Annotated in this window: 17 protein-coding genes; 13 read left to right on the top strand and 4 right to left on the bottom strand. The window is 73.0% G+C overall.

What is annotated here, in order from left to right; genetic code table 11:
- The first annotated feature begins 98 nt into the window (after positions 1-98).
- Positions 99-521: a hypothetical protein gene (locus tag AB5J54_RS22910; protein ID WP_369145776.1), complete on the top strand. Its 423-nt coding sequence runs from the start codon at positions 99-101 to the stop codon at positions 519-521.
- Here the strand turns inward: AB5J54_RS22910 and AB5J54_RS22915 are convergent.
- The gene (locus AB5J54_RS22915; protein ID WP_369145777.1) at positions 518-3,016 is read right to left on the bottom strand and encodes an FtsX-like permease family protein; all 2,499 of its coding nucleotides are present in this window, start codon (positions 3,014-3,016) and stop codon (positions 518-520) included. The two genes, AB5J54_RS22910 and AB5J54_RS22915, sit on opposite strands and share 4 nt — an antisense overlap.
- A gap of 333 nt (positions 3,017-3,349) precedes the next feature.
- On the opposite strand from AB5J54_RS22915, the gene AB5J54_RS22920 reads away from it, so the two are divergent.
- The 5 genes from AB5J54_RS22920 (at position 3,350) to AB5J54_RS22940 (ending at position 10,681) form a co-directional block, all read left to right on the top strand.
- Positions 3,350-4,144 carry a TIGR03084 family metal-binding protein gene (locus AB5J54_RS22920; RefSeq protein ID WP_369145778.1) on the top strand — a complete coding sequence of 265 codons (795 nt, stop codon included), beginning with the start codon at positions 3,350-3,352 and terminating at the stop codon, positions 4,142-4,144.
- On the top strand, positions 4,141-5,808 hold the full coding sequence (locus tag AB5J54_RS22925; protein WP_369145779.1) for an acyclic terpene utilization AtuA family protein: 1,668 nt from the start codon (positions 4,141-4,143) through the stop codon (positions 5,806-5,808). The genes AB5J54_RS22920 and AB5J54_RS22925 overlap by 4 nt, the downstream gene beginning before the upstream one ends.
- 190 nt (positions 5,809-5,998) lie before the next feature.
- The gene (locus tag AB5J54_RS22930; protein WP_369145780.1) at positions 5,999-7,597 is read left to right on the top strand and encodes an acyl-CoA carboxylase subunit beta; all 1,599 of its coding nucleotides are present in this window, start codon (positions 5,999-6,001) and stop codon (positions 7,595-7,597) included.
- A 7-nt stretch (positions 7,598-7,604) separates the two neighbouring features.
- On the top strand, positions 7,605-9,551 hold the full coding sequence (locus tag AB5J54_RS22935; RefSeq protein ID WP_369145781.1) for a biotin carboxylase N-terminal domain-containing protein: 1,947 nt from the start codon (positions 7,605-7,607) through the stop codon (positions 9,549-9,551).
- Positions 9,548-10,681: an acyl-CoA dehydrogenase family protein gene (locus AB5J54_RS22940; RefSeq protein ID WP_369145782.1), complete on the top strand. Its 1,134-nt coding sequence runs from the start codon at positions 9,548-9,550 to the stop codon at positions 10,679-10,681. The genes AB5J54_RS22935 and AB5J54_RS22940 overlap by 4 nt, the downstream gene beginning before the upstream one ends.
- On the opposite strand, the gene AB5J54_RS22945 is transcribed toward AB5J54_RS22940, so the two are convergent.
- Positions 10,639-11,508 carry a sporulation protein gene (locus AB5J54_RS22945; RefSeq protein ID WP_369145783.1) on the bottom strand — a complete coding sequence of 290 codons (870 nt, stop codon included), beginning with the start codon at positions 11,506-11,508 and terminating at the stop codon, positions 10,639-10,641. The two genes, AB5J54_RS22940 and AB5J54_RS22945, sit on opposite strands and share 43 nt — an antisense overlap.
- 140 nt (positions 11,509-11,648) lie before the next feature.
- Between AB5J54_RS22945 and AB5J54_RS22950 the strand changes: the two genes are divergently transcribed.
- From AB5J54_RS22950 to AB5J54_RS22965, 4 genes are all read left to right on the top strand, one after another.
- Positions 11,649-12,239 carry an excalibur calcium-binding domain-containing protein gene (locus tag AB5J54_RS22950; protein WP_369145784.1) on the top strand — a complete coding sequence of 197 codons (591 nt, stop codon included), beginning with the start codon at positions 11,649-11,651 and terminating at the stop codon, positions 12,237-12,239.
- A gap of 188 nt (positions 12,240-12,427) precedes the next feature.
- The gene (locus AB5J54_RS22955; protein ID WP_369145785.1) at positions 12,428-14,005 is read left to right on the top strand and encodes an AMP-binding protein; all 1,578 of its coding nucleotides are present in this window, start codon (positions 12,428-12,430) and stop codon (positions 14,003-14,005) included.
- The gene (locus tag AB5J54_RS22960) at positions 14,002-14,736 is read left to right on the top strand and encodes an enoyl-CoA hydratase family protein (RefSeq protein WP_369145786.1); all 735 of its coding nucleotides are present in this window, start codon (positions 14,002-14,004) and stop codon (positions 14,734-14,736) included. The genes AB5J54_RS22955 and AB5J54_RS22960 overlap by 4 nt, the downstream gene beginning before the upstream one ends.
- Entirely contained in the window at positions 14,724-15,323 is a 600-nt protein-coding gene (locus tag AB5J54_RS22965) for a TetR/AcrR family transcriptional regulator (protein WP_369145787.1), read from the top strand. The genes AB5J54_RS22960 and AB5J54_RS22965 overlap by 13 nt, the downstream gene beginning before the upstream one ends.
- A 76-nt stretch (positions 15,324-15,399) precedes the next feature.
- On the opposite strand, the gene AB5J54_RS22970 is transcribed toward AB5J54_RS22965, so the two are convergent.
- The gene (locus tag AB5J54_RS22970) at positions 15,400-16,437 is read right to left on the bottom strand and encodes a M4 family metallopeptidase (RefSeq protein WP_369145788.1); all 1,038 of its coding nucleotides are present in this window, start codon (positions 16,435-16,437) and stop codon (positions 15,400-15,402) included.
- 369 nt (positions 16,438-16,806) lie between these two features.
- Between AB5J54_RS22970 and AB5J54_RS22975 the strand changes: the two genes are divergently transcribed.
- Positions 16,807-17,850, top strand: a complete 1,044-nt coding sequence (locus AB5J54_RS22975) for an isopenicillin N synthase family dioxygenase (RefSeq protein ID WP_369145789.1) — start codon at positions 16,807-16,809, stop codon at positions 17,848-17,850.
- Between the two features lie 102 nt (positions 17,851-17,952).
- Here AB5J54_RS22975 and AB5J54_RS22980 read toward each other — a convergent pair whose 3' ends face one another.
- Positions 17,953-19,056: a citrate synthase 2 gene (locus tag AB5J54_RS22980; protein WP_369145790.1), complete on the bottom strand. Its 1,104-nt coding sequence runs from the start codon at positions 19,054-19,056 to the stop codon at positions 17,953-17,955.
- A 195-nt stretch (positions 19,057-19,251) separates the two neighbouring features.
- On the opposite strand from AB5J54_RS22980, the gene pdxH reads away from it, so the two are divergent.
- Positions 19,252-19,908, top strand: a complete 657-nt coding sequence (gene pdxH, locus AB5J54_RS22985; protein ID WP_369145791.1) for a pyridoxamine 5'-phosphate oxidase — start codon at positions 19,252-19,254, stop codon at positions 19,906-19,908.
- Between the two features lie 392 nt (positions 19,909-20,300).
- The gene (locus tag AB5J54_RS22990) at positions 20,301-21,629 is read left to right on the top strand and encodes a PAS domain-containing protein (RefSeq protein WP_369145792.1); all 1,329 of its coding nucleotides are present in this window, start codon (positions 20,301-20,303) and stop codon (positions 21,627-21,629) included.
- Positions 21,630-21,661: the final 32 nt, after the last annotated feature.

A 21,661-nucleotide genomic window follows, 5' to 3' on the forward strand; every position in this document is an offset into this window, starting at 1 on the left:
AGGGCCGCGCCGGTGACGAGCACGGCGGGCCCGGCGCCCCCGGACTCGACCGCGGGGACTATACGTGCGATGTATACACCGCGCGTATAGTCGGGCCCATGGCACCGCCCACATCCACCCCCCTCGCCCCCCGCCTCCTCAAAGCGCTGATCGTCTCCACCCTCGGAGTCGCCGCCGCGCACCTGATCCTCTCCGACACGCTCTATCTCTCCTTCGCCGGTCAGGCCGCCTCCTCGCTCGGGGCCGGGCCCGGTTACTCCGCCGATCAGGCGTTCACCTCGGCGCTCATCAACACCTTCCTGGTCATGCCGGTGGTCCTGTGGATCGGGATGCTCGTCGCGGGGGAGCGGCGGGTGGGGTCGATGGTGCTCGTGGGGACGGTCGCCTGGGTCACCGCCGTCGGAAACGGCATCGACCTGATCGACGACGCCCCCGGCACCCTCCTCCCGTTCCGCTCCCTCGTCCTCGTCGTCGGAGTCACCGCCCTCGCCTCCCTCGTACGGAGGAGGAAGAGGCGCTAGGCCGCCTGGAGCGCGTCCACGACCACCATCCGGCGGACCCTGCGGGCCGGCAGGACCGAGGCCGCGACGCCCGTGAGGACGGTGGCCGCGAGGATCGCCAGGATCGTCAGGGCCGTACCGCCCGAGGAGGCCAGGGCTTCCAGCGGCGAGACGTGGCCCGCCAGGACGGAGCGGGCGGCCAGCGTCCCGTACAGCAGGCCGAGGAGAGTGCCGGCGAGCGCCCCGGTGAGCGCGAGCAGCACCGATTCCAGGGTCAGCATGCGGCGCAGCTGCTCGCCCGCGAGGCCGATCGCGCGGAGCATCCCGAACTCGCGGGTGCGTTCCTCCACCGTCAGCATCAGGGTGGCGGCGACGCCGAGCGCGGCGATCGCGATGGAGAAGCCGAGCAGGACGGTGACGACGAGCATCATCCGGTCGAGCAGGGAGCGGATGAGGTCGGCGTCGGAGCCGGTGTCGGCGATCCGGATCTCCGGGTGCGTGGCGAGCGCCCGCTCCACGGCCGCACGGGCCGCGTCGTGGCCGGTGTCGCCGGCCGGGTTGAGCAGCACGGTGGAGACCGTCGAGGCGTGCGGCGCGAGCCGGTCGAGGGTGGGGCCGGTGACGTACACCGCGGCCTCCGGGTAGAGGGAGACGGGGAGCGCCGCCGCGCCGGTCACGACCGTGAGCCGGGTGCCCGAGACGGTCAGTTCCCGGCGCTGGGCGAGGGCGATCGCCTCGCCGTCCTTCAGTGCGCGGGCCGCGCCGACGCCCTCCGCGTCCGGGTTGAGCCCGGCCGGGTCCGCGGCGGCGACGACCGTCTTCCGTCCGTCGACGGTGAGGGTCGCGGTACGGACCGGGGTGACGGTCAGCGCGCGTTCGGCGCGCAGCGCGGCGATCGCGTCGGCGGGCACCCGGCCGGTGTCCGTGTCGAGGGCGAAGACGGCCGGCATGCGGCTCGCGAGCATGCTGTCCAGGCCGCCCCCGGCCGCGCCGATCGCGGTCACGGCGGAGACGGCGACGGTCACGCCGACGAGCATCGCGGAGGAAGCGGCGGCGGTCCGGCGGGCGTCGGCCCGCAGCTGCTGCACGGACAGCCTGCCGACCGTGCCGAACGGGCGGCGCAGTGCGAGCCCGAGCAGTCCGACGAGCGGGGGCAACAGGTACCGGGCGTACCGGAGTACGGCGAAGAACGTGAGGATCGCGCCGAGCGTCACCAGCAGGAGGGAGAGCGGCGAGCCGCCGAACGCCCCGAGCACGAGCAGTCCCGCACCGGCCACGAGCATCAAGACCGACACGGCCTCGCGGACGGCGCGGCTGCCCGGCTCCGGCAGCTTCGCCGAGCCGCTCGCGGCGAGCGCGGCGACCGGCGGCACGGCCGCCGCGGCCCGTGCCGGCTTGCGGACCGCCCACAGGGTGAGCAGGACGCCGAAGACCCCGGCGAGGGCGAACGTCCACGGGCCCGGCACGAGGGAGACCTCGATCGGGCCGAGGTCGGCCAGGCCGTTGATCACGGTCGTGCCGAGCGCGCAGGCCGCGGCGCCCGCCACGAGCCCGGCGGTGGAGGCGAGCGCGCCGAGCATCAGGCCCTGGCGGCGGATGATCCGGAGGAGCTGGTCGCGGTCGGTGCCGACGCAGCGCAACAGGGCGAGCTGGCGGGCGCGTTGGGCGAGGACGACGGAGAAGGTGTTGGTGACGACCATGCGGGCCACGGCCATCGCGATGAGGACGAAGGACAGGGCGGCGGTCATGACGACCGCGTGCAGGGTCCTGGCGCCCTGGAGGGCGTTGCCCACGGCGCCGTCGTGGGTGTACGCGGACACCGTGCCGCCCAGCGCCTTCCTGGCCGCCTTCGCCACCGCGAGCGGGTCCGCGCCCTGGGCCACGGAGAGGTCGAGGTGGGTGGCCCGTACTCCCGTCGCGTACGTCTTCACCTGCGCGTACGGGACACCGATCGCGGGCTGCGAGCCGAGGGCCGCCGAGGCGGAGGTGTCGAGGAGGCCGGTGAGCCGGACGTCCGCTGTGCCGCCGTCGGCCCGCGTGACCCGTACGGTGCCGCCGGGCGCCGCGCCGACGCGTTCCGCGCTGTCCCGGTCGAGGACGACCTCGCCCGGGCCCTCGGGCCAGCGGCCCGCGTCGAGGCGCTGCCAGCGGAGGGCCGGGTCGGCGGCGATCGAGGTGACCAGGGCGCGGTCGTCGAGGGGACGACCGGAGGGAGCGATCACGTTGGCGTGACCGGCGAGGCGCTCCGCCACCGACGTCACCTCCGGTACGCGTGCGGCGCGGGCCGCCGCGCCGGCGGGCAGCGACCCGTCGGTGCCGTCCGGGACGACCTGGACGGCGGCGTCGCCGACGTCGGCCGCGGCGGACTGCTCGTACGACTGGACGAGGGCGCCCGCGCCGCCGACGGAGAGCACGAGGAACGCCACGCCGACGGCGACGGCCGAGCCGGTGAGGACGAGACGGCGCAGCTGGGCGCGGAAGTCCTTGAGGGTGAAGGTGAGGAGTGACGGGGGCATGGTGTCCACGCTAGGAGGGGGGAGGGGGCGAACACGGCCCCGCGGAGGGGGATTCGCCGTCATCCCGAAGACGCCCAGGGGGCGCCCGGCGTACCTCTCGGGGATGACCACCGCCACCTCCGTGTGGGCAATCGTCCCCTCCCCCCTCCTAGCGTGGGGGACCCCCACGCCCTTGCGGAACGCCTGCCCACAACGGGCGGGGCGCCGCCCCGGCGGAACGCATGCCCACAACGCGCGTAACGAACAAAGCAAGCACGCTTGATTGTTTCTGGTCTCGCTGGCATGCTCCTGCGCGAAGGCCCGTGACCGCCCGTCCCCCGAGGGGAGCGCACCGTGTCCGACCCCGTCGACGTCCTCGACGACCTGCGCGACGAGAGCGAGGAACTCGACGCTCTTGTCGCAGAGTTGATCGAGGAGCAGTGGGGCGCCCAGACCCCCGCCCCCGGCTGGACGATCGCCCATCAGATCGCCCACCTCGCCTGGACCGACCACGCCGCCCTCCTCGCCGCCACCGACGCCGACGCCTTCGCCGCCGAGACCGCGAAGGCCGTCGCCGCCCCCGACCGCTGGGTCGACGAGGGCGCCGAGGAAGGCGCCAAGGTGCCGCCCGCCGAGCTCCTCGCCCGCTGGCGCACCGGCCGCGAGCAGCTCCAGGAGGCCCTGCGCGCCGTCCCGCCCGGGGCCAGGTTCCCCTGGTACGGGCCGCCGATGAGCGCCCCCGCCATGGCCACCGCCCGGCTGATGGAGACCTGGGCGCACGGCCAGGACGTCGCCGACACCCTGAACATCGTCCGCACGCCCACCGCCCGGCTCCGGCACGTCGCCTGGATCGGCCACCGGGCCCGCGACTACGCCTTCCTGGTGCGGGGCATCCCGGCGCCCGCCGAGCCGTTCCGCGTCGAACTGGAAGCACCCGACGGCGGGTTGTGGACGTACGGCCCCGAGGGCGCCGCCCAGCGCGTCACCGGACCGGCCCTCGACTTCTGTCTGCTCGTCACCCAGCGCCTCCACCGCGACGACACCGCCCTGGTCGCCGAGGGCGCGGACGCCGAGCGCTGGCTCGGCATCGCCCAGGCCTTCGCGGGCCCGGCAGGTGGCGGCCGCGCACCGCACGGAGCCCCGGAATGATCCGTATCGGCAACGCCTCCGGCTTCTACGGCGACCGCTTCGACGCCGTCCGCGAGATGCTCACCGGCGGTGAACTCGACGTCCTCACCGGCGACTACCTCGCCGAGCTCACCATGCTCATCCTCGGCCGCGACCAGCTCAAGGACCCCACGGCCGGGTACGCGAAGACCTTCCTGCGCCAGATGGAGGAGGGCCTCGGCCTCGCCCACGAGCGCGGCGTCCGGATCGTCGCCAACGCGGGCGGCCTCAACCCCGCCGGCCTCGCCGACGCCCTGCGCGCCCTCGCCGCCCAGCTCGGCCTGCCGACCCGGATCGCGCATGTCGAGGGCGACCTGCTGCCCGCCCGCGACGGCGCCCTCACCGCCAACGCCTACCTCGGCGGCGCCGGCATCGCCGCCTGCCTCGCCGCGGGCGCCGACGTCGTCGTCACCGGCCGCGTCACCGACGCCGCCCTCGTCACCGGGCCCGCGCAGTGGCACTTCGGCTGGGGCCCGGAGGCGTACGACGAGCTCGCGGGCGCGGTCGTCGCCGGGCACGTCCTGGAGTGCGGCACCCAGGCCACCGGCGGCAACTACGCTTTCTTCCGGGGCCATGACGTGCGCCGCCCCGGCTTCCCGGTCGCCGAACTCCACGCCGACGGGTCCTCCGTCATCACCAAGCACCCGGGCACCGGCGGCCTCGTCGACGTCGGCACGGTCACCGCCCAGCTCCTCTACGAGACCGCCGGCGCCCGCTATGCGGGACCCGACGTGACCGCCCGCCTCGACTCCGTACGGCTCACCCAGGACGGCCCCGACCGGGTCCGCGTCGAGGGCGTACGGGGAGAGGCCCCGCCTCCCGCCCTCAAGGTCGGGCTCAGCAGGCTCGGCGGCTTCCGCAACGAGGTCGTCTTCGTCCTCACCGGCCTCGACATCGAGGCCAAGGCGGACCTGCTCCAGGAGCAGATCGCCGACGCCCTCGCGAAGAACCCGCCCGCCGAGGTCCGCTGGGAACTCTCCCGCACCGACCGCCCCGACGCGGCTACCGAGGAGACCGCGAGCGCCCTGCTCCGTCTCGTCGTCCGCGACCGGGACCCCGACAAGGTCGGCCGCACCGTCACCGGGGCCGCCGTCGAACTGGCCCTCGCGAGCTACCCCGGCTTCCACGTCACCGCCCCGCCCGGCAAGGGCGCCCCCTACGGGGTCTTCGAGAGCACGTACGTGCCCCAGGGCGAGGTCCCGCACACGGCGGTCCTCCCCGACGGGACCCGCAGGGAGCTCCCCGTACCCCCGAGGACCCGCGGCCTGGTACCCGTACCCGACCCGGACCTCCCACCGCCGCTCCCCGAGGGGCCCACCCGGAGAGCACCCCTCGGCCGGATCGCCGGGGCCCGCAGCGGCGACAAGGGCGGCGACGCGAACGTCGGCGTGTGGGTGCGGACGGAGGAGGAGTGGCGCTGGCTGGCCCACACCCTGACCGTGGAGAAGGTGAAAGAACTCCTCCCGGAGACACGTGACTTGGAAGTTGTGAGGCATTTGCTGCCGAACCTGCGGGCCCTCAACTTCACGATTGCCGGACTGCTCGGCGATGGCGTCGCCTCGCAGTCCCGCTTCGATCCTCAAGCCAAGGCCTTGGGCGAATGGCTTCGTTCCCGGCGCTTGGACGTACCGGAGGAACTGCTTTGAACCCTCTCCCTCGGCGAGCGAGGGAGATTCCTGGCTCACGCTGCTCGGTTGCTCAGCAAGCATCCGAGTCTGACGCGATCAGTGCCAGTCGGGTTGGAACCAGCCCGATTTCCCCAAACGAGGAGGTTGTTGTGCCAGCTTGGTTCTCGCGAAGCACAACGCGACTTTACCACCGGGCGCAGGGGGTTCAGTGACCTTCATCACTTCCGCCCTCGACACCGGCGGGCCCGACCACGCCGCCCACCGCGCGGCCATGCTGGACAAGCTCGCCGCCCTCGACGCCGAACACGCCAAGGCGCTCGCCGGCGGCGGCGAGAAGTACACCGCCCGCCACCGGAAGCGCGGCAAGCTCCTCGCCCGCGAGCGGATCGAGCTGCTCGTCGACCCGGACAGCCCGTTCCTCGAACTCTCCCCGCTCGCCGCCTGGGGCAGCGACTACACCGTCGGGGCTTCCCTGGTGACCGGCATCGGGGTCGTCGAGGGCGTCGAGTGCCTGATCACCGCCAACGACCCGACCGTGCGCGGCGGCGCCTCCAACCCGTGGACGCTGAAGAAGGCCCTGCGGGCCAACGAGATCGCGTACGCCAACCGGCTGCCCGTCATCTCGCTCGTCGAGTCCGGCGGCGCCGACCTGCCCTCCCAGAAGGAGATCTTCATCCCGGGCGGGGCGCTCTTCCGCGACCTCACCCGGCTCTCCGCCGCCGGCATCCCGACGATCGCGGTCGTCTTCGGGAACTCGACGGCGGGCGGCGCCTACGTCCCCGGCATGTCCGACCACGCCGTGATGATCAGGGAGCGGTCGAAGGTGTTCCTCGGCGGGCCGCCGCTGGTGAAGATGGCGACGGGCGAGGAGAGCGACGACGAGTCGCTCGGCGGCGCCGAGATGCACGCCCGCACCTCCGGTCTCGCCGACCACTACGCCGTCGACGAGGCCGACGCGATCCGCCAGGCCCGCCGGATCGTCGCCCGTCTCAACCACCGCAAACACCATGCGGACCCGGGCCCGGTGGAGCCGCCGAAGTACGACGAGGAAGAACTCCTCGGGATCGTCCCCGGCGACCTCAAGACGCCCTTCGACCCGCGCGAGGTGATCGCCCGGATCGTCGACGGCTCGGACTTCGACGAGTTCAAGCCGCTGTACGGGACGTCGCTGACCACGGGCTGGGCGCGGCTCCACGGCTATCCGGTCGGCATCCTCGCCAACGCGCAGGGCGTCCTGTTCTCCGCGGAGTCGCAGAAGGCCGCCCAGTTCATCCAGCTCGCCAACCAGCGCGACATCCCGCTCGTCTTCCTCCACAACACCACCGGCTACATGGTCGGCAAGGAGTACGAGCAGGGCGGCATCATCAAGCACGGCGCGATGATGATCAACGCGGTGTCGAACTCCCGCGTGCCCCACCTCTCCGTCCTCATGGGGGCGTCGTACGGAGCCGGGCACTACGGCATGTGCGGCCGCGCCTACGACCCGCGCTTCCTCTTCGCCTGGCCGAGCGCGAAGTCCGCCGTCATGGGCCCGCAGCAGCTCGCCGGTGTCCTCTCCATCGTGGCGCGCGCCTCCGCCGCCGCGAAGGGACAGCCGTACGACGACGAGGCCGACGCCGGGCTGCGCGCCCTGGTGGAGGCGCAGATCGAGTCCGAGTCGCTGCCGATGTTCCTCTCCGGCCGGCTCTACGACGACGGGGTCATCGACCCCCGCGACACCCGCACGGTCCTCGGACTGTGCCTCTCCGCGATCCACACGGCACCGGTCGAGGGCGCGCGCGGCGGCTTCGGCGTCTTCCGAATGTGAGGCACTGATGATGCAGACCGTACTGGTCGCGAACCGGGGCGAGATCGCCTGCCGGGTCTTCCGCACCTGCCGTGAGCTGGGCATCTCCACCGTCGCCGTGTACTCCGACGCGGACGCGGGCGCGCTGCACGTCCGGGAGGCCGACGCGGCGGTACGACTGCCGGGGGCCGCGCCCTCGGAGACGTACCTGCGCGGCGATCTGGTCGTGAAGGCGGCGCTCGCGGCGGGCGCCGACGCCGTCCACCCCGGGTACGGCTTCCTCTCCGAGAACGCCGACTTCGCGCGCGCCGTGACCGACGCCGGCCTGATCTGGATCGGCCCGCCGCCGGAGGCGATCGAGGCGATGGCGTCGAAGACCCGGGCGAAGGAACTCCTCGGGATCGAGCCGCTCACGGACATCACCGAGGCCGATCTGCCCGTCCTGGTGAAGGCGGCGGCGGGCGGCGGCGGCCGGGGCATGCGGATCGTACGGGAACTCTCTTCTCTGGAAGGTGAGTTGCGGGCGGCTTCGGCCGAGGCGGCGAGCGCGTTCGGGGACGGCGAGGTGTTCGTCGAGCCGTACGTGGAGAACGGCCGGCACGTCGAGGTGCAGCTCCTCTGCGACACCCACGGCACGGTCTGGGCGCTCGGCACCCGCGACTGCTCCCTCCAGCGCCGGCACCAGAAGGTGATCGAGGAGGCGCCCGCGCCCGGTCTGCCCGCCGCGCTCGAAGCGCAGCTCCTCGACACGGCCGTCCGGGCCGCGAAGGCCGTCGGGTACGTGGGCGCGGGCACGGTCGAGTTCCTCGTCGCGGGCGGGCGGGCGCACTTCCTGGAGATGAACACCCGCCTCCAGGTCGAGCACCCGGTGACGGAGGAGGTGTACGGGGTCGACCTGGTCGGGCTCCAGCTCGCCGTCGCCGAGGGCCACCCGCTTCCCCCCGAGCCCCCGGCCCCGCGCGGCCACGCGGTCGAGGCCCGGCTCTACGCCGAGGACCCGGCGCGGGGCTGGGCCCCGCAGACGGGCGTCCTGCACCGCTTCGAGGTCGCCGGGGGCGTGCGCGTCGACACCGGATACGCCTCGGGGGACACGATCGGCGTCCACTACGACCCGATGCTCGCGAAGGTGATCGTCCACGCCCCGACCCGGGAGGCGGCCCTCCGCAAGCTCGCCCACACCCTGGAGCGGGCGGTGGTCCACGGCCCGGTCACCAACAGGGACCTGCTGGTCGCGTCGCTCAGGCACCCGGAGTACGCGTCGCAGGGGGCTCTCGACACGGGCTTCTACGACCGGAACCTGCCCGCGCTGACGACCCCGGCGCAGGGCGGGGAGTACGCGGCGGTGGCGGCGGCCCTCGCCGAGGCGTCGTCCCGCAGGAGCCGCTTCGGCGGTGGCTGGCGCAATCTCCGCTCGCAGGACGAGACGAGGACGTACGGGGACCACGAGGTCCGCTACCGGCCGACGAGGGACGGAGGCTACGAGGTCACGTCGCCGGAGGGCGTACGCGTGGTGCAGGCCGGGCCCGGCTCCGTGAGCCTGGAAGTGGCGGGAGTCGTCCGGCACTTCGAGGTCGCCGCGTACGAGGACACCGTCCACGCGGGCGGCCACCGCCTCACCGTCCGGCCCCGCTTCACCGACCCGCGCGACCAGTCGGCACCCGGCTCCCTGCTCGCCCCGATGCCCGGCACCGTCGTCCGGGTCGCGGACGGCCTCGCCGTCGGCGACCGGGTCACCGCCGGACAGCCGCTGCTCTGGCTGGAGGCCATGAAGATGGAGCACCGGGTCGTCGCCCCCGCCTCCGGCACGCTCACCGCACTCCACGCCGTGCCCGGCCGCCAGGTCGAGGTGGGCGCCCTGCTCGCCGTCGTACAGGAAGCCGTACAGGAAGCCGTACCGGAAGCCGTGCAGCAAGCCGTACCGGAAGCCGTACAGGAACACGCCCCGTCCGAAGCACAGGAGGAAGACCCCGCATGAGCACCCTCATCGATTCCCCCGAGCACACCGCGCTGCGCGCCGCCGTCTCCGCGCTCGGCCACCGCCACGGCCCCGGCTTCGACCGGGCCGAGCTGTGGGCCGAGGCGGGCAAGCTCGGCTACCTGGGCGTGAACCTCCCCGAGGAGTACGGCGGCGGGGGCGGCGGCATGGCCGAGCTGTCGATCGTCCTGGAGGAGGCGGGCGCGGCCGGCGCGCCGCTGCTCATGATGGTCGTCTCGCCCGCGATCTGCGGCACGGTCATCGCCCGCTTCGGGACGGAGGAGCAGAAGCGGGCGTGGCTGCCGGGGCTCGCGGACGGTTCGAGGACGATGGCGTTCGGGATCACGGAGCCCGACGCGGGCTCGAACTCGCACCGCATCACGACCACGGCCACGCGCACGGAGGAGGGCTGGGTCCTGAACGGGCGGAAGGTCTTCGTCTCGGGCGTGGACATCGCGGATGCGACGCTGATCGTGGGCCGCACGTCGGACGCCCGCACGGGCAGCCTGAAGCCCTGCCTCTTCATCGTCCCGCGCGACGCCCCCGGTTTTGAGCGCCGTCACATCGAGATGGAACTGGACGCGAACGAGAAGCAGTTCGAGCTGACCCTCGACGATGTGCACCTCCCCTCCGAGGCGCTGGTCGGCGACGAGGACGCGGGGCTGCTGCAGCTCTTCGCGGGCCTGAACCCGGAGCGGATCATGACGGCGGCCTTCGCGATCGGAATGGGCCGGTACGCCCTCGCGCAGGCGGTGAAGTACGCGAAGGAGCGCCAGGTCTGGAAGGCCCCGATCGGCGCCCACCAGGCCATCGCCCACCCGCTCGCCCAGGCCCACATCGAGCTCGAACTGGCCCGCCTGATGATGGCGAAGGCGGCGCACCTCTACGACGCGGGCGACGACATGGGCGCGGGCGAGGCCGCGAACATGGCGAAGTACGCGGCGGCGGAGGCCTGCGTGAAGGCCGTGGACACCGCCGTCCACACCCTCGGCGGCAACGGCCTCACCAAGGAGTTCGGCCTGGCCCGCCTGGTCACGGCGGCCCGGGTGGCGAGGATCGCGCCCGTCAGCCGGGAGATGATCCTGAACTACGTCTCCCACCAGACGCTGGGCCTGCCCAAGTCGTACTGAGCGAGCCGGGGGTCCTCGCGCTCCTCGGGCAGGGCGGCGACCTCGTCGATCCACTGCCGGACCTTCGCCTCGAAGTCGACCTGGCCGACCTCGTGGTGGGCGGCCGTGACGTACGCGCAGGGCGGCTTCTCGTTCCATCTCTTCTGGAAGAAAGCCGCCTTGCGGACGTAGATCTCGCTCCCCACCGCGTTGGTGTGGAAGGTGACCTCCAGGTGCTGCGGGCGGTCCGAGCGGGTCGCGGCCTGCGAGTCGATCAGGCGGAAGCTCTGCCGCAGGGAGAAGTGGCGCTCGGCGCGCGGAATGTCGCCCAGTTCGTCGATCTGCGCGCTGCTGCAGCTGTAGCCCGCGGCGGCGAAGGCGTCGAGGACGGTCTCGTGCAGCGGCGTCGCGCCGACGCGCAGGGGGTCGCTGTCCGTCCGTTCCTCGATGCCGTCGGCCTCGACCTCGGTGTACGCGGCCAGCCGCACCCCGTCGAGCCGCTTCCCGTGCACCTCGGAGACGGGGGTCTCCCACTTCAGCCGGTACTCGAGCGACACCCGCCGCTCCTGGCCCTTCCCGACGGTGAGCGTGCCGGTGCCGAGGAAGAGCGAGAACACGTAGCCCGAATCCGTGTCCACCTCTGCGTTCTTGCCGAGCGCGGGCGACGTGTTGGCGACGAGCTTCACCTTCACGACCCGAACCCGCACGTCACGTTCGGGTGCGCGCAGCACGACCTCTCCGCGCAGCAGGCCGCCCGGCTGCACCGGCTCGTCGGGTATGACGGTGTCGACCATCAACGGAATCCCGCTGCTGTCCCCGCCCTTGCCCCACAGTCTCTTGAACACCATGGGCGCAGGCTAACGGCCGTCGGCTCCGCGGGGTACGCCCCGCTTCTGGCACAGTCCGGAGTCGATTCCGTACAGAGGGGCATCAGTTGTGAACATTCTGTGTACGATCCGGGTCACTTGACTACCGCTCAGGAGCCTCCGTGTACCCGCCGCCCCACCCGTACCAGCCCGCCCCGATGCCCGTCCGGCGGCGCTGGTGGCAGCATCCCGCCCTGATCATCACCCTGTTGGTGATCCTCCCGCCGGCGGGCATAGCCCTGACCTGGACGAGCCGGTGGGGTCGGACGCAGAAGATCGTCGCGACCGTCCTGTCGGGCCTGTGGTTCCTGCTGTTCGCCCTGAGCGACCCGCCGGAGGAGAAGGGCGGGACCGACCCCAAGCCGGCCACCTCGGCCACGGCGACCCCCACGCCCGGGGCCACCACCGAGCCGACCCCGACGACGGCTCCCACGACGGAGCCCACGCCGACGCCCGAGCCCACGTCCGCGACGCCCGTGCCGACGACCGAGGCGCCGACGCCCACCCCCACGCCCAAGCGCACCCCGGCGCCGCGCCCGTCGACCCAGCAGCCGGAGACCGCCGAACCCAGCGCGACGGCAGACGAGTCGAACGTCTACTACGAGAACTGCACGGCCGTCCGCGCCGCCGGCGCCGCCCCCATCCACCGAGGCGACCCGGGCTACAGCAGGAAGCTGGACCGCGACGGCGACGGCGTGGCCTGCGAGGGCTGAGCCACGCCGAGACGTTCTCCGACGGCCCGCTCCTCCTCGGAGGGCGGGCCGTCGGCCGTCCCCCGAATCATGCAAGCATGCTTGATTGTTTTCCGGGGTACTGACAAGGTCTCCCCAAGTACCGCCCGCAGCAGCGATCCTGAGCAGCGATCCTGGCGATCACCTTCCACCTCTCCCAGGGGGCCAGCATGGTGTTCCACAGCGCGTACGAGCCCGTTCCCACCGTCTCCCTCCCCATCCACGACGCCGTCCTCGGGCGCGCCGCCGCATGGGCGGACACGCCCGCGCTGATCGACGGGGCCGGGGAGCTCAGCCTCACGTACGGGCAGGTCGACGCGTTCCACCGGAAGGTCGCCGCCGGGCTCGCCGAGGCCGGGGTGCGGAAGGGCGACGTCCTCGCCCTGCACAGCCCCAACACCGTGCTGTTCCCCATCGCCTTCTACGCCGCCACGCGCGCGGGTGCCGCCGTCACCACCGTCCATCCGCTCGCCACGCCCGAGGAGTTCGCCAAGCAGCTCCGCGACTCCTCCGCACGGTGGATCGTGACCGTGTCCCCGCTGCTCGCCGCCGCCCGCGCCGCCGCCGAACTCGCCGGCGGGATCGAGGAGATCCTCGTCTGCGACCGGGCCGACGAGGGGGAGGGCGTGCGGTCGCTCCAGGACTTCCTCGGCTCCACCGGGCCCGTACCCGATGCCGACCTCGACCCCGAGCAGGACGTGGCGGCGCTGCCGTACTCCTCGGGGACCACCGGCACACCCAAGGGCGTGATGCTCACCCACGCCTCCATCGCCACCAACCTGGCGCAGCTGGAGCCCGTCATCCCGATGGGCCCCGGCGACCGGATCCTCGCCGTCCTCCCCTTCTTCCACATCTACGGGCTCACCGCCCTCATGAACGCGCCCCTCCGCTCCGGCGCCACCGTCGTCGTCCTGCCCCGCTTCGAGCTCGACACCTTCCTCGGCGCCATCCAGAAGCACCGCATCAACGGGCTGTACGTCGCCCCGCCGATCGTCCTCGCCCTCGCCAAGCACCCGGCCGTCGCCGACTACGACCTGTCCTCCCTGGAGTACATCGTCAGCGCCGCCGCCCCCCTCGACGCCGCCCTCGCCGAGGCCTGCTCGGCCCGGCTCGGCCTCCCGCCGGTCAGCCAGGCCTACGGGATGACGGAGCTGTCGCCCGGCACCCACGTCGTCCCGCTCGACGCCCCGGCGCCCCCGCCCGGCACCGTCGGCAGGCTCCTGCCCTCCACCGAGATGCGGATCCTCTCCCTCGACGACCCCGCCAAGGACGCCGCGCCCGGCGAGGAGGGCGAGATCGCCATCCGCGGCCCCCAGGTCATGAAGGGCTACCTCGGCCGCCCCGACGCCACCGCCGCCATGATCGACACCGACGGCTGGGTGCACACCGGCGACATCGGCCGCGTCGACGGGGACGGCTGGCTCTTCGTCGTCGACCGCGTCAAGGAACTCATCAAGTACAAGGGCTTCCAGGTCGCCCCCGCCGAACTCGAAGCGCTCCTCCTCACCCACGAGGGCATCGCCGACGCCGCCGTCATCGGCGTCACCGACACCGACGGCACCGAGATCCCCAAGGCCTTCGTCGTCCGCCAGCCCGCCGCACCCGGCCTCACCGCCGAGGACGTCATCGCCCACGTCGCCGCCCGGGTCTCCCCGTACAAGAAGGTCCGCGCCGTGGAGTTCATCGACACCGTGCCCCGGGCAGCGTCCGGGAAGATCCTCCGAAGGGAACTGAGGGACCGCGCATGAGCCAGCCGCTGATCGACGTCACCGAGGAGCGGGGCATCACCACCCTCGCCCTGGACTCCCCGCACACCCGCAACGCGCTCTCCGCCCCGCTCGTCGCCGAACTCGCCGACGCGCTCACCGCCTGCGGCAAGGACCCGGCCGTCCGGGCCGTCGTCCTCACCCACACCGGCTCCACGTTCAGCGCCGGCGCCGACCTGAAGGCCCCGCCCAGCCCGTACGCCTTCGTCGACCTGCTCCGGCAGATCGTCGAGCTCCCGAAACCCGTCGTCGCCCACGTCACCGCCGGCAGCCACACCCGCGCCGGCGGCCTCGGCCTGCTCGGCGCGGCCGACATCGTGGTGGCGGGGGAGGGAGCGGACTTCGCGCTCACGGAGGTACGGATCGGGGTCGCGCCCGCCGTCATCTCGCTCACCCTGCTCCCCCGGCTGGAACCGCGCGCGGCCGCCCGGCACTACCTTACGGGCGAGCGGTTCGGGGTCCGCGAGGCCGTCGCGATGGGTCTGGTGACGGCCGGGGCGGAGGAACTCGACACCATCCTCGACTCCCTCCGCGCCGGCTCCCCGCAGGGCCTGCGGGAGGCGAAACGACTGGTCACCGCTAGAGTCCTGGAGACCTTCGAACGCGACGCGGAGGACCTGGTGCAGAGGTCGGCCACGCTCTTCGCCTCCGCCGAGGCGCGCGAGGGGATGACGGCCTTCCTCGAACGACGGGACCCCGCATGGCGGCTCTGACCGCGCCCAAGCCCGACCGGAACCCCAAGCAGGACCGCAGCCGTGCCACCCGGCAGCGGCTGCTCGAAGCCGCCGTGTCCTGCCTCGCCGAGCACGGCTGGGCCGGCTCCACGGTCGCCGTCGTCGCCGAACGCGCCGGCGTCTCCCGGGGCGCCGCCCAGCACCACTTCCCCACCCGCGAGGACCTGTTCACGGCGGCGGTCGAGTACGTCGCCGAGGAGCGTTCGCAGGCGCTGCGGGCGGTCCGCACGGACGACCGCGAACAGGCCGTCGCCGCCCTCGTCGGCCTCTACACCGGGCCCCTCTTCCGGGCCGCGCTCCACCTGTGGGTCGCCGCGTCCGGCGAGGAGCAGCTCCGCGAGCGGGTCACCGAGCTGGAGGCCCGCGTCGGCCGCGAGTCCCACCGCGTCGCCGTCGAGGTCCTGGGCGCCGACGAGTCACGGCCCGGCGTCCGCGAGACCGTCCAGGGCCTCCTGGACATGGCCCGCGGCCTGGGCCTCGCCACCCTCCTGACGGACGACCGCGCCCGCCGGGAACGGGTGGTGTCCCAGTGGGCGCGGCTGGTGAGCGAGGCGCTGAGCGACTAGGGCCGGTCCTTCGGATCGGGCCCGCGACCCGGCATGCCCCGAAAGACAGGCCCTGGAGGCCAGGGGGCGGCCCGGATCAGACGCCCGGAATGGCGCGCGCCCGGAAGGCGTCCCGTACGGCCGCGGCGGCCTGCGTCCCGTACATCTTCTGCGCCGTCGCGACCGTCGTCAGGGCCGCGTCCTTGAAGCTGGTGTCGGCGGCGAAGCCGAACTGCGCGTTCACGATGATCCGGTCGGCCGTGCGGGCGCCGAGCTTGTTCCGGATGTCGAAGAGCGCGCGGGACCAGATCTCGCCGTCCGCGTGCACCTCGCCCGCCCAGTCCGCGTAGGTCTTGGTGCCGTCGATCCGGCGCAGGCAGTGCGGGGCCGCGCTGTAGCCGGTCGAGTCCCAGTCGGCGACGCAGGCCAGGTCGGTCTTCATCGGCCAGCCGTACTTGGAGACCGCGTTCGTGCCGACCTCCACCGCCAGGTAGTCGCCGAAGGCCTCGCCGATCGCGCCGGCCTCCGCGGAGGTGCCGAAGCCGGGGACCTGGGCGTTGTGCACCGCGTGGCCGTACTCGTGGACGATCACCTCGGCGTCCTCGGCGTCGTCCACGCCGCCCTTGCCGAAGCGGATCTCGGCCTTCTTGTCGGTGAAGAAGGAGTTGTCGGCACCCCACTGGTTGAGGCGGACCGGCTGCACCCGGTCGTTCGCCCCGCGCAGCTCGGAGCCGAAGCCGAGGCCCTGGAGGTACTCCTGCGCCTCGTTGACCCAGAAGTACGCCATGACCTGCTCGAACTCGTCGTCCGAGCGGTCGAACGAGGCGGCGTCGGCCGCCTTCGCGGGGTTGCCGGTCTCCGAGCGGACGGCGGCCCACTTCCCCGACAGGGCGCCGCTCGCGTCGAGGTTGCGGAGCGCGACCGTGGCGTACGCGGACGCGGGGACGTCGCTCACCGCGTCCTTGTGGTCGGTGAGGGACTGGTCGCCCGAGGACTGGACCGGGTTCACCATGAAGACGCGGGCCTGCGGCGCGGTGGCCGCGGAGGCCCCCGCGGACGGGAGCAGCGCCGCGGTGGCGGTGGCCACGGTGACGGCGGCCGCGGCGACCAGGCCACGAGAGGTGCGGCGGGTCATGGACATCCTCCTGCGATGGGATGCTGCGACGGGAAGCATGGCGTGTACGCAACATGCGTGGCGGCGATCTTCGCGTAGACCCGCCACTTTGAACAGACTTTGAGCCATCCAGGAGCCGGACGTGACGCGGGCCACAGTCGCCCGCTCACGCCCGCAGTACGCTGACTCCATGCCTCTGCTCGTACGCCGTCGCCACGTGGACTACGTCCGCGTCACGAGCATGGGCTGTCGCCGCTCCGCCTGACCTTCCGGGGTACCACTCCACACCCCTGCGGTCCCTCGTCCGAGCCCCAAGCCGACCGGCACCCGTGGCCCCCGCCCCACCCTTGGCGGCCGCCCCGGGCACCCGTACACCCCGCGGATGCATACATGACGAACAGCTCGTACTCCTCGCAGCTCCCCATCGTCGATCTCTCGGCCGCAGACCGAGACCCCCAGGCCCGGAAGCTGCTCCACGCACAGCTCCACTCGGCCGCCCACGACGTGGGTTTCTTCCAGCTCATCGGGCACGGCATCACCCAGGCCGAGACCCAGGCCCTGACCTCGGCCATGCACGCCTTCTTCGCCCTGCCCGAGGCCGACCGGCTCGCCCTGGACAACATCAACTCGCCGCACTTCCGCGGCTACACGCGCATCGGCGACGAGCGCACCGCCGGCGCCCGCGACTGGCGCGACCAGCTCGACATCGGCGCCGAGCGGCCCGCGCGCGAACCGGCGCCCTGGGAAGCCCCGTACTGGTGGCTCGAAGGCCCCAACCAGTGGCCCGCCGCGCTCCCCGAGCTCCGTACGGCCGCCCTGCACTGGATCGACCGCCTCAGCGGCGTCGCCGAGCGGCTCCTCCACGAGCTGCTCGCCTCCATCGGCGCGCCCGAGGACTTCTACGACGACATCTTCGGCCCGCGCGCCCACCCGCACCTCAAGCTGGTGCGCTACCCGGGCAGCAGCGGCGAGGGCGACGACCAGGGCGTCGGCGCGCACAAGGACTACGGCTTCCTCACCCTGCTGCTCCAGGACCAGGTCGGCGGGCTCCAGGTGCAGCGCGAGGACGGGATGTTCCACGACGTGCCGCCGCTGCCGGGAGCCTTCGTCGTCAACCTGGGCGAGCTGCTGGAGGTGGCCACGAACGGCTACCTGATCGCCACGAACCACCGGGTGGTCTCGCCGCCCGGGGCGACGGAACGATTCTCCGTGCCGTTCTTCTACAACCCGCGGCTCGACGCCCGGATCGCGCCGCTGGAGTTCCCGTTCGCGGACCGGGCCCCCGGCGTCACGACCGACCCGGCGAACCCGCTGTTCGCCGAGTACGGCCGCAACGAACTGAAGGGCAAGCTCCGCGCCCACCCGCTGACGACGGCCCGCCACCACGCGGACCTGCTGCTGCATCCGCAGGAGCAGTCGGCGCAGCTGGTGTAGGGGGCCGGTGGGGTCGACGGGCCCCGGCGGGACGTGCGGGCCGGTGGGGTCTGGCAGGGCTGTGCGGGCTCGCCAGGCACCACCACCGGCTCCTTGCCGCGATCAGCGGCCGGCGATGTCCCCGTAACCCTCGATCTCGCGCGGGTCCCGCTGGCCGGGGCCCGTGTAGCGGGCCGACGGACGCACGAGGCGACCGGTGCGCTTCTGCTCCAGGATGTGCGCCGACCAGCCGGCCGTACGCGCGCACGTGAACATCGACGTGAACATGTGCGCCGGGACCTCGGCGAAGTCCAGGACGATCGCCGCCCAGAACTCCACGTTGGTCGCGAGGACGCGGTCGGGGCGACGGTTGTGCAGCTCCTCAAGGGCGGCCTTCTCCAGGGCCTCGGCGACCTCGAAGCGCGGCGCGGCCAGCTCCTTGGCCGTACGGCGGAGCACGCGCGCGCGGGGGTCCTCGGCGCGGTACACACGGTGGCCGAAGCCCATGAGGCGCTCGCCCTTGTCGAGGGCCTGCTTCACGTACGCGGTGGCGTCGCCGGTCCGCTCGATCTCCTCGATCATGCCGAGGACGCGGGAGGGCGCGCCGCCGTGCAGCGGCCCGGACATGGCGCCGACGGCACCGGACAGGGAGGCGGCCACATCGGCACCGGTGGAGGCGATGACGCGCGCGGTGAACGTGGAGGCGTTCATGCCGTGCTCGGCGGCGGAGGTCCAGTAGGCGTCGACGGCCTTGACGTGCTTCGGGTCGGGCTCGCCGCGCCAGCGGATCATGAAGCGCTCGACGACGGACTCGGCCTTGTCGATCTCGCTCTGCGGGACCATCGGGAGGCCCTGGCCGCGCGCCGACTGCGCGACGTACGAGAGGGCCATGACGGCCGCGCGGGCGAGGTCGTCGCGGGCCTGCTCGGCGGAGATGTCGAGGAGCGGTTTGAGGCCCCACACGGGCGCGAGCATCGCGAGCGCGGACTGCACGTCGACGCGGATGTCACCCGAGTGCACGGGGATCGGGAAGGGCTCGGCGGCCGGCAGGCCGGGGTTGAACGCGCCGTCGACGAGGAGGCCCCACACGTTCCCGAAGGAGACGTGACCGACGAGGTCCTCGATGTCGACCCCGCGGTAGCGGAGGGCGCCGCCCTCCTTGTCGGGTTCGGCGATCTCCGTCTCGAACGCGACGACTCCCTCGAGCCCGGGTACGAAGTCGGACATCAGGCGGCTCCTCTATCGATGATCGATCAACCGTGCGAGGCGATCGTGGGGAATCAACAGTCATCCAGCCCAAGAGTCTGTACGGTTCCGATGATGCGGGGAAGCGTGACATCCGGCACACTCCGCCGATTCGGGCAGAGAGGATTAGCGCCCGGCGGTGCCGGGCAGACTGGGGCGCTGCGGCAGGATGACCCTGTGACCGACGCCCTGGATCCCGCCGACATGCGCGAGCAGTACCGCACCACGGAGCTGTCCGCGGCCGACCTCGCGCCCGAACCCATCGGCCAGTTCGCCCGCTGGTTCAAGGAGACCGCCGCGAATCCGGCGATCCACGAACCGAACGCGATGATCGTCTCGACGGCGACCGCCGAAGGCCGCCCGTCGTCCCGCACGGTCCTCCTGAAGCACTACGACGAGGCCGGCTTCGTCTTCTACACCAACTACGACTCCCGCAAGGGCAGGGAGCTCGCGGCGAACCCGTACGCCTCGCTGCTCTTCCCCTGGCACCCCCTGGCCCGCCAGGTCATCGTCACCGGCCGCGCGGTGCACGTGGGCCGCGACGAGACGGTGGCCTACTTCCGCACCCGCCCGCACGGCTCCCAGCTCGGCGCCTGGGCGAGCCCCCAGTCCCAGGTCATCGCCTCCCGCGCGGACCTCCTGGCCCGCTACGACGAACTGGCCGCCCGCTACCCGGACCGCGAACAGGTCCCGGTCCCCCCGTCCTGGGGCGGCATCCGCGTCGTCCCCGAGACGGTGGAATTCTGGCAGGGCCACGAGAACCGCCTCCACGACCGCCTCCGCTACGTCCACGAACAGGACGGAACCTGGCGAGTGGAGCGCCTGGCGCCCTGACGGCCCACGGCGGCTCTCAGGGCCGCGGGCCCCGACGGGCCCGGAAACGCAGGCGACCCGTGAGTCTTGGCGCCGTCCGCCTAGGTTCGGACGGATGCCTGCCGGCCGGACTGCCGGCGACTCACGGGTCGGGTGACTGCGTTGGTGTTCGGCAGAAGGCCTGCCGAGGTGCACAGAGTGCGACTGGCAGGCCTTAGCCCGCAGTCACCTCACGAGTCCGAAAAGAAACCATTTTTTCGGATCACCTCCTTTCGCGTGTACCCACACACTACGAACGGCCCGCCCCCCGCTCAAGCGATTTATGGGGGTGATTCGAAACGAATGATTTGGGCGAACGTGGTGTGCTCCACGTCACGTTCCAGTTGAATGGTCGCAGCATGGGGGGTGCCTGGATGAGTGCATTCACGGGGGCCACGAGCGACGACGTCTCCGTCCCGGGGGCGGGGGCCGATCTGTTGGCCGCGTTGCTCGACGGGATGGACGCGGCGCTCTGCGCGTTCGACGCCGACGGGACGGTCACGCACTGGAACCGGGAGGCCGAGCGGATCCTCGGCTGGTCCGCCGGGGAGGCCGTCGGGCGGCGCGGGTTCGAGGGGTGGGCGGCGCGGAGCGCGGACGCCGAGGAGACCCTGGGCCGGCTGATGGGGGCCATGAAGGGGCCCGGACGTCAGGTCCATGAGTTCGTGCTGCTGCGCAAGGACGGCGGGCGGGTCCTCGTCCGGAGCCAGGCCGCCGGGGTGCGGGGCGCCGACGGCAGCCCCGCCGGGGTGTACTGCGCGTTCAGCGAGGTCCACGTCCAGCTCGACCTGGAGCGGTCCGTCGCCCTGAGCGAGGCGCTGTTCGAGGACGCGTCCTGGGGCGTCGTGCTCGTCGACGCCGATCTGCGGCCGGCCGTCATCAACGGCCACGCCGCCCGCGCCTTCGGGACCGGTCGTACGGCCCTGCTCGGGCGGCCCCTCGGGGACGTCCTCCTGCAGGGCGTGGAGGAGCTGGAGGGGGCTCTCCAGCACGTGCTCGCGGAGGGCACGCCGCCCGCGCCCGCCGAGGTGTGGGTGACGCTCAGGACCTCCTCCGGGGAGCGGCGCCGGTGCTGGCGCAGCGGCTTCCTGCGGCTGTCGTCGCCGATGGCGGAGGAGCCCGTGCCGCTGGGTGTCGCCTGGCTGTTCCAGGACGTCACGGAGGAGCGGCTCGCGGCGCGCGAGGCGGACCGGCTGCGGTTCCGGTGGAGCCAGCTGCACCGGGCGGGCGCGGCGGTCGCGGAGTGCGAGGACCCGGCGGAGGCGGCGACGGTGCTGCTCGACTTCGCCCTGGCCGGGTTCGCCGACCACGCCCTGGTGGACCGGCCGGCGGGGGAGCGGCGCCTCACCCGGGCCCTGGCCACCCCGGCGGGTGCCGTCCCCGGCCCGTCCTCGCCCGTCGTGGGCGGCGGCATCCCGCTGCGGTACGGGCCGAGGCACCCCGCCCTGCAGGCCTGGGACCGGCTGGGCACGGTGCGGGCGAGCGCGGGCCGGACGGCCGAGGTGTGGGCGGAGGCGCATCAGTGGCCGGGGGACGCGGCCCACGCCCTGTGCGTGGTCCTGCGCTCCCGGGGCCGGACCCTCGGCGTCCTGACGTTCCTGCGGGCCGCCTGCCGGGCGCCCTTCGAGCGTGAGGACGTGGTGTACGCGGAGGCGGTGGCGTCCCGGGTGGCGATGCACCTCGACCTCGCCGGCACCCCCTAGCCCCCCCCGTACACCCACTTTTTTGTGGGTAC

Source organism: Streptomyces sp. R44 (genome assembly GCF_041053105.1).
GTDB lineage: Bacteria > Actinomycetota > Actinomycetes > Streptomycetales > Streptomycetaceae > Streptomyces.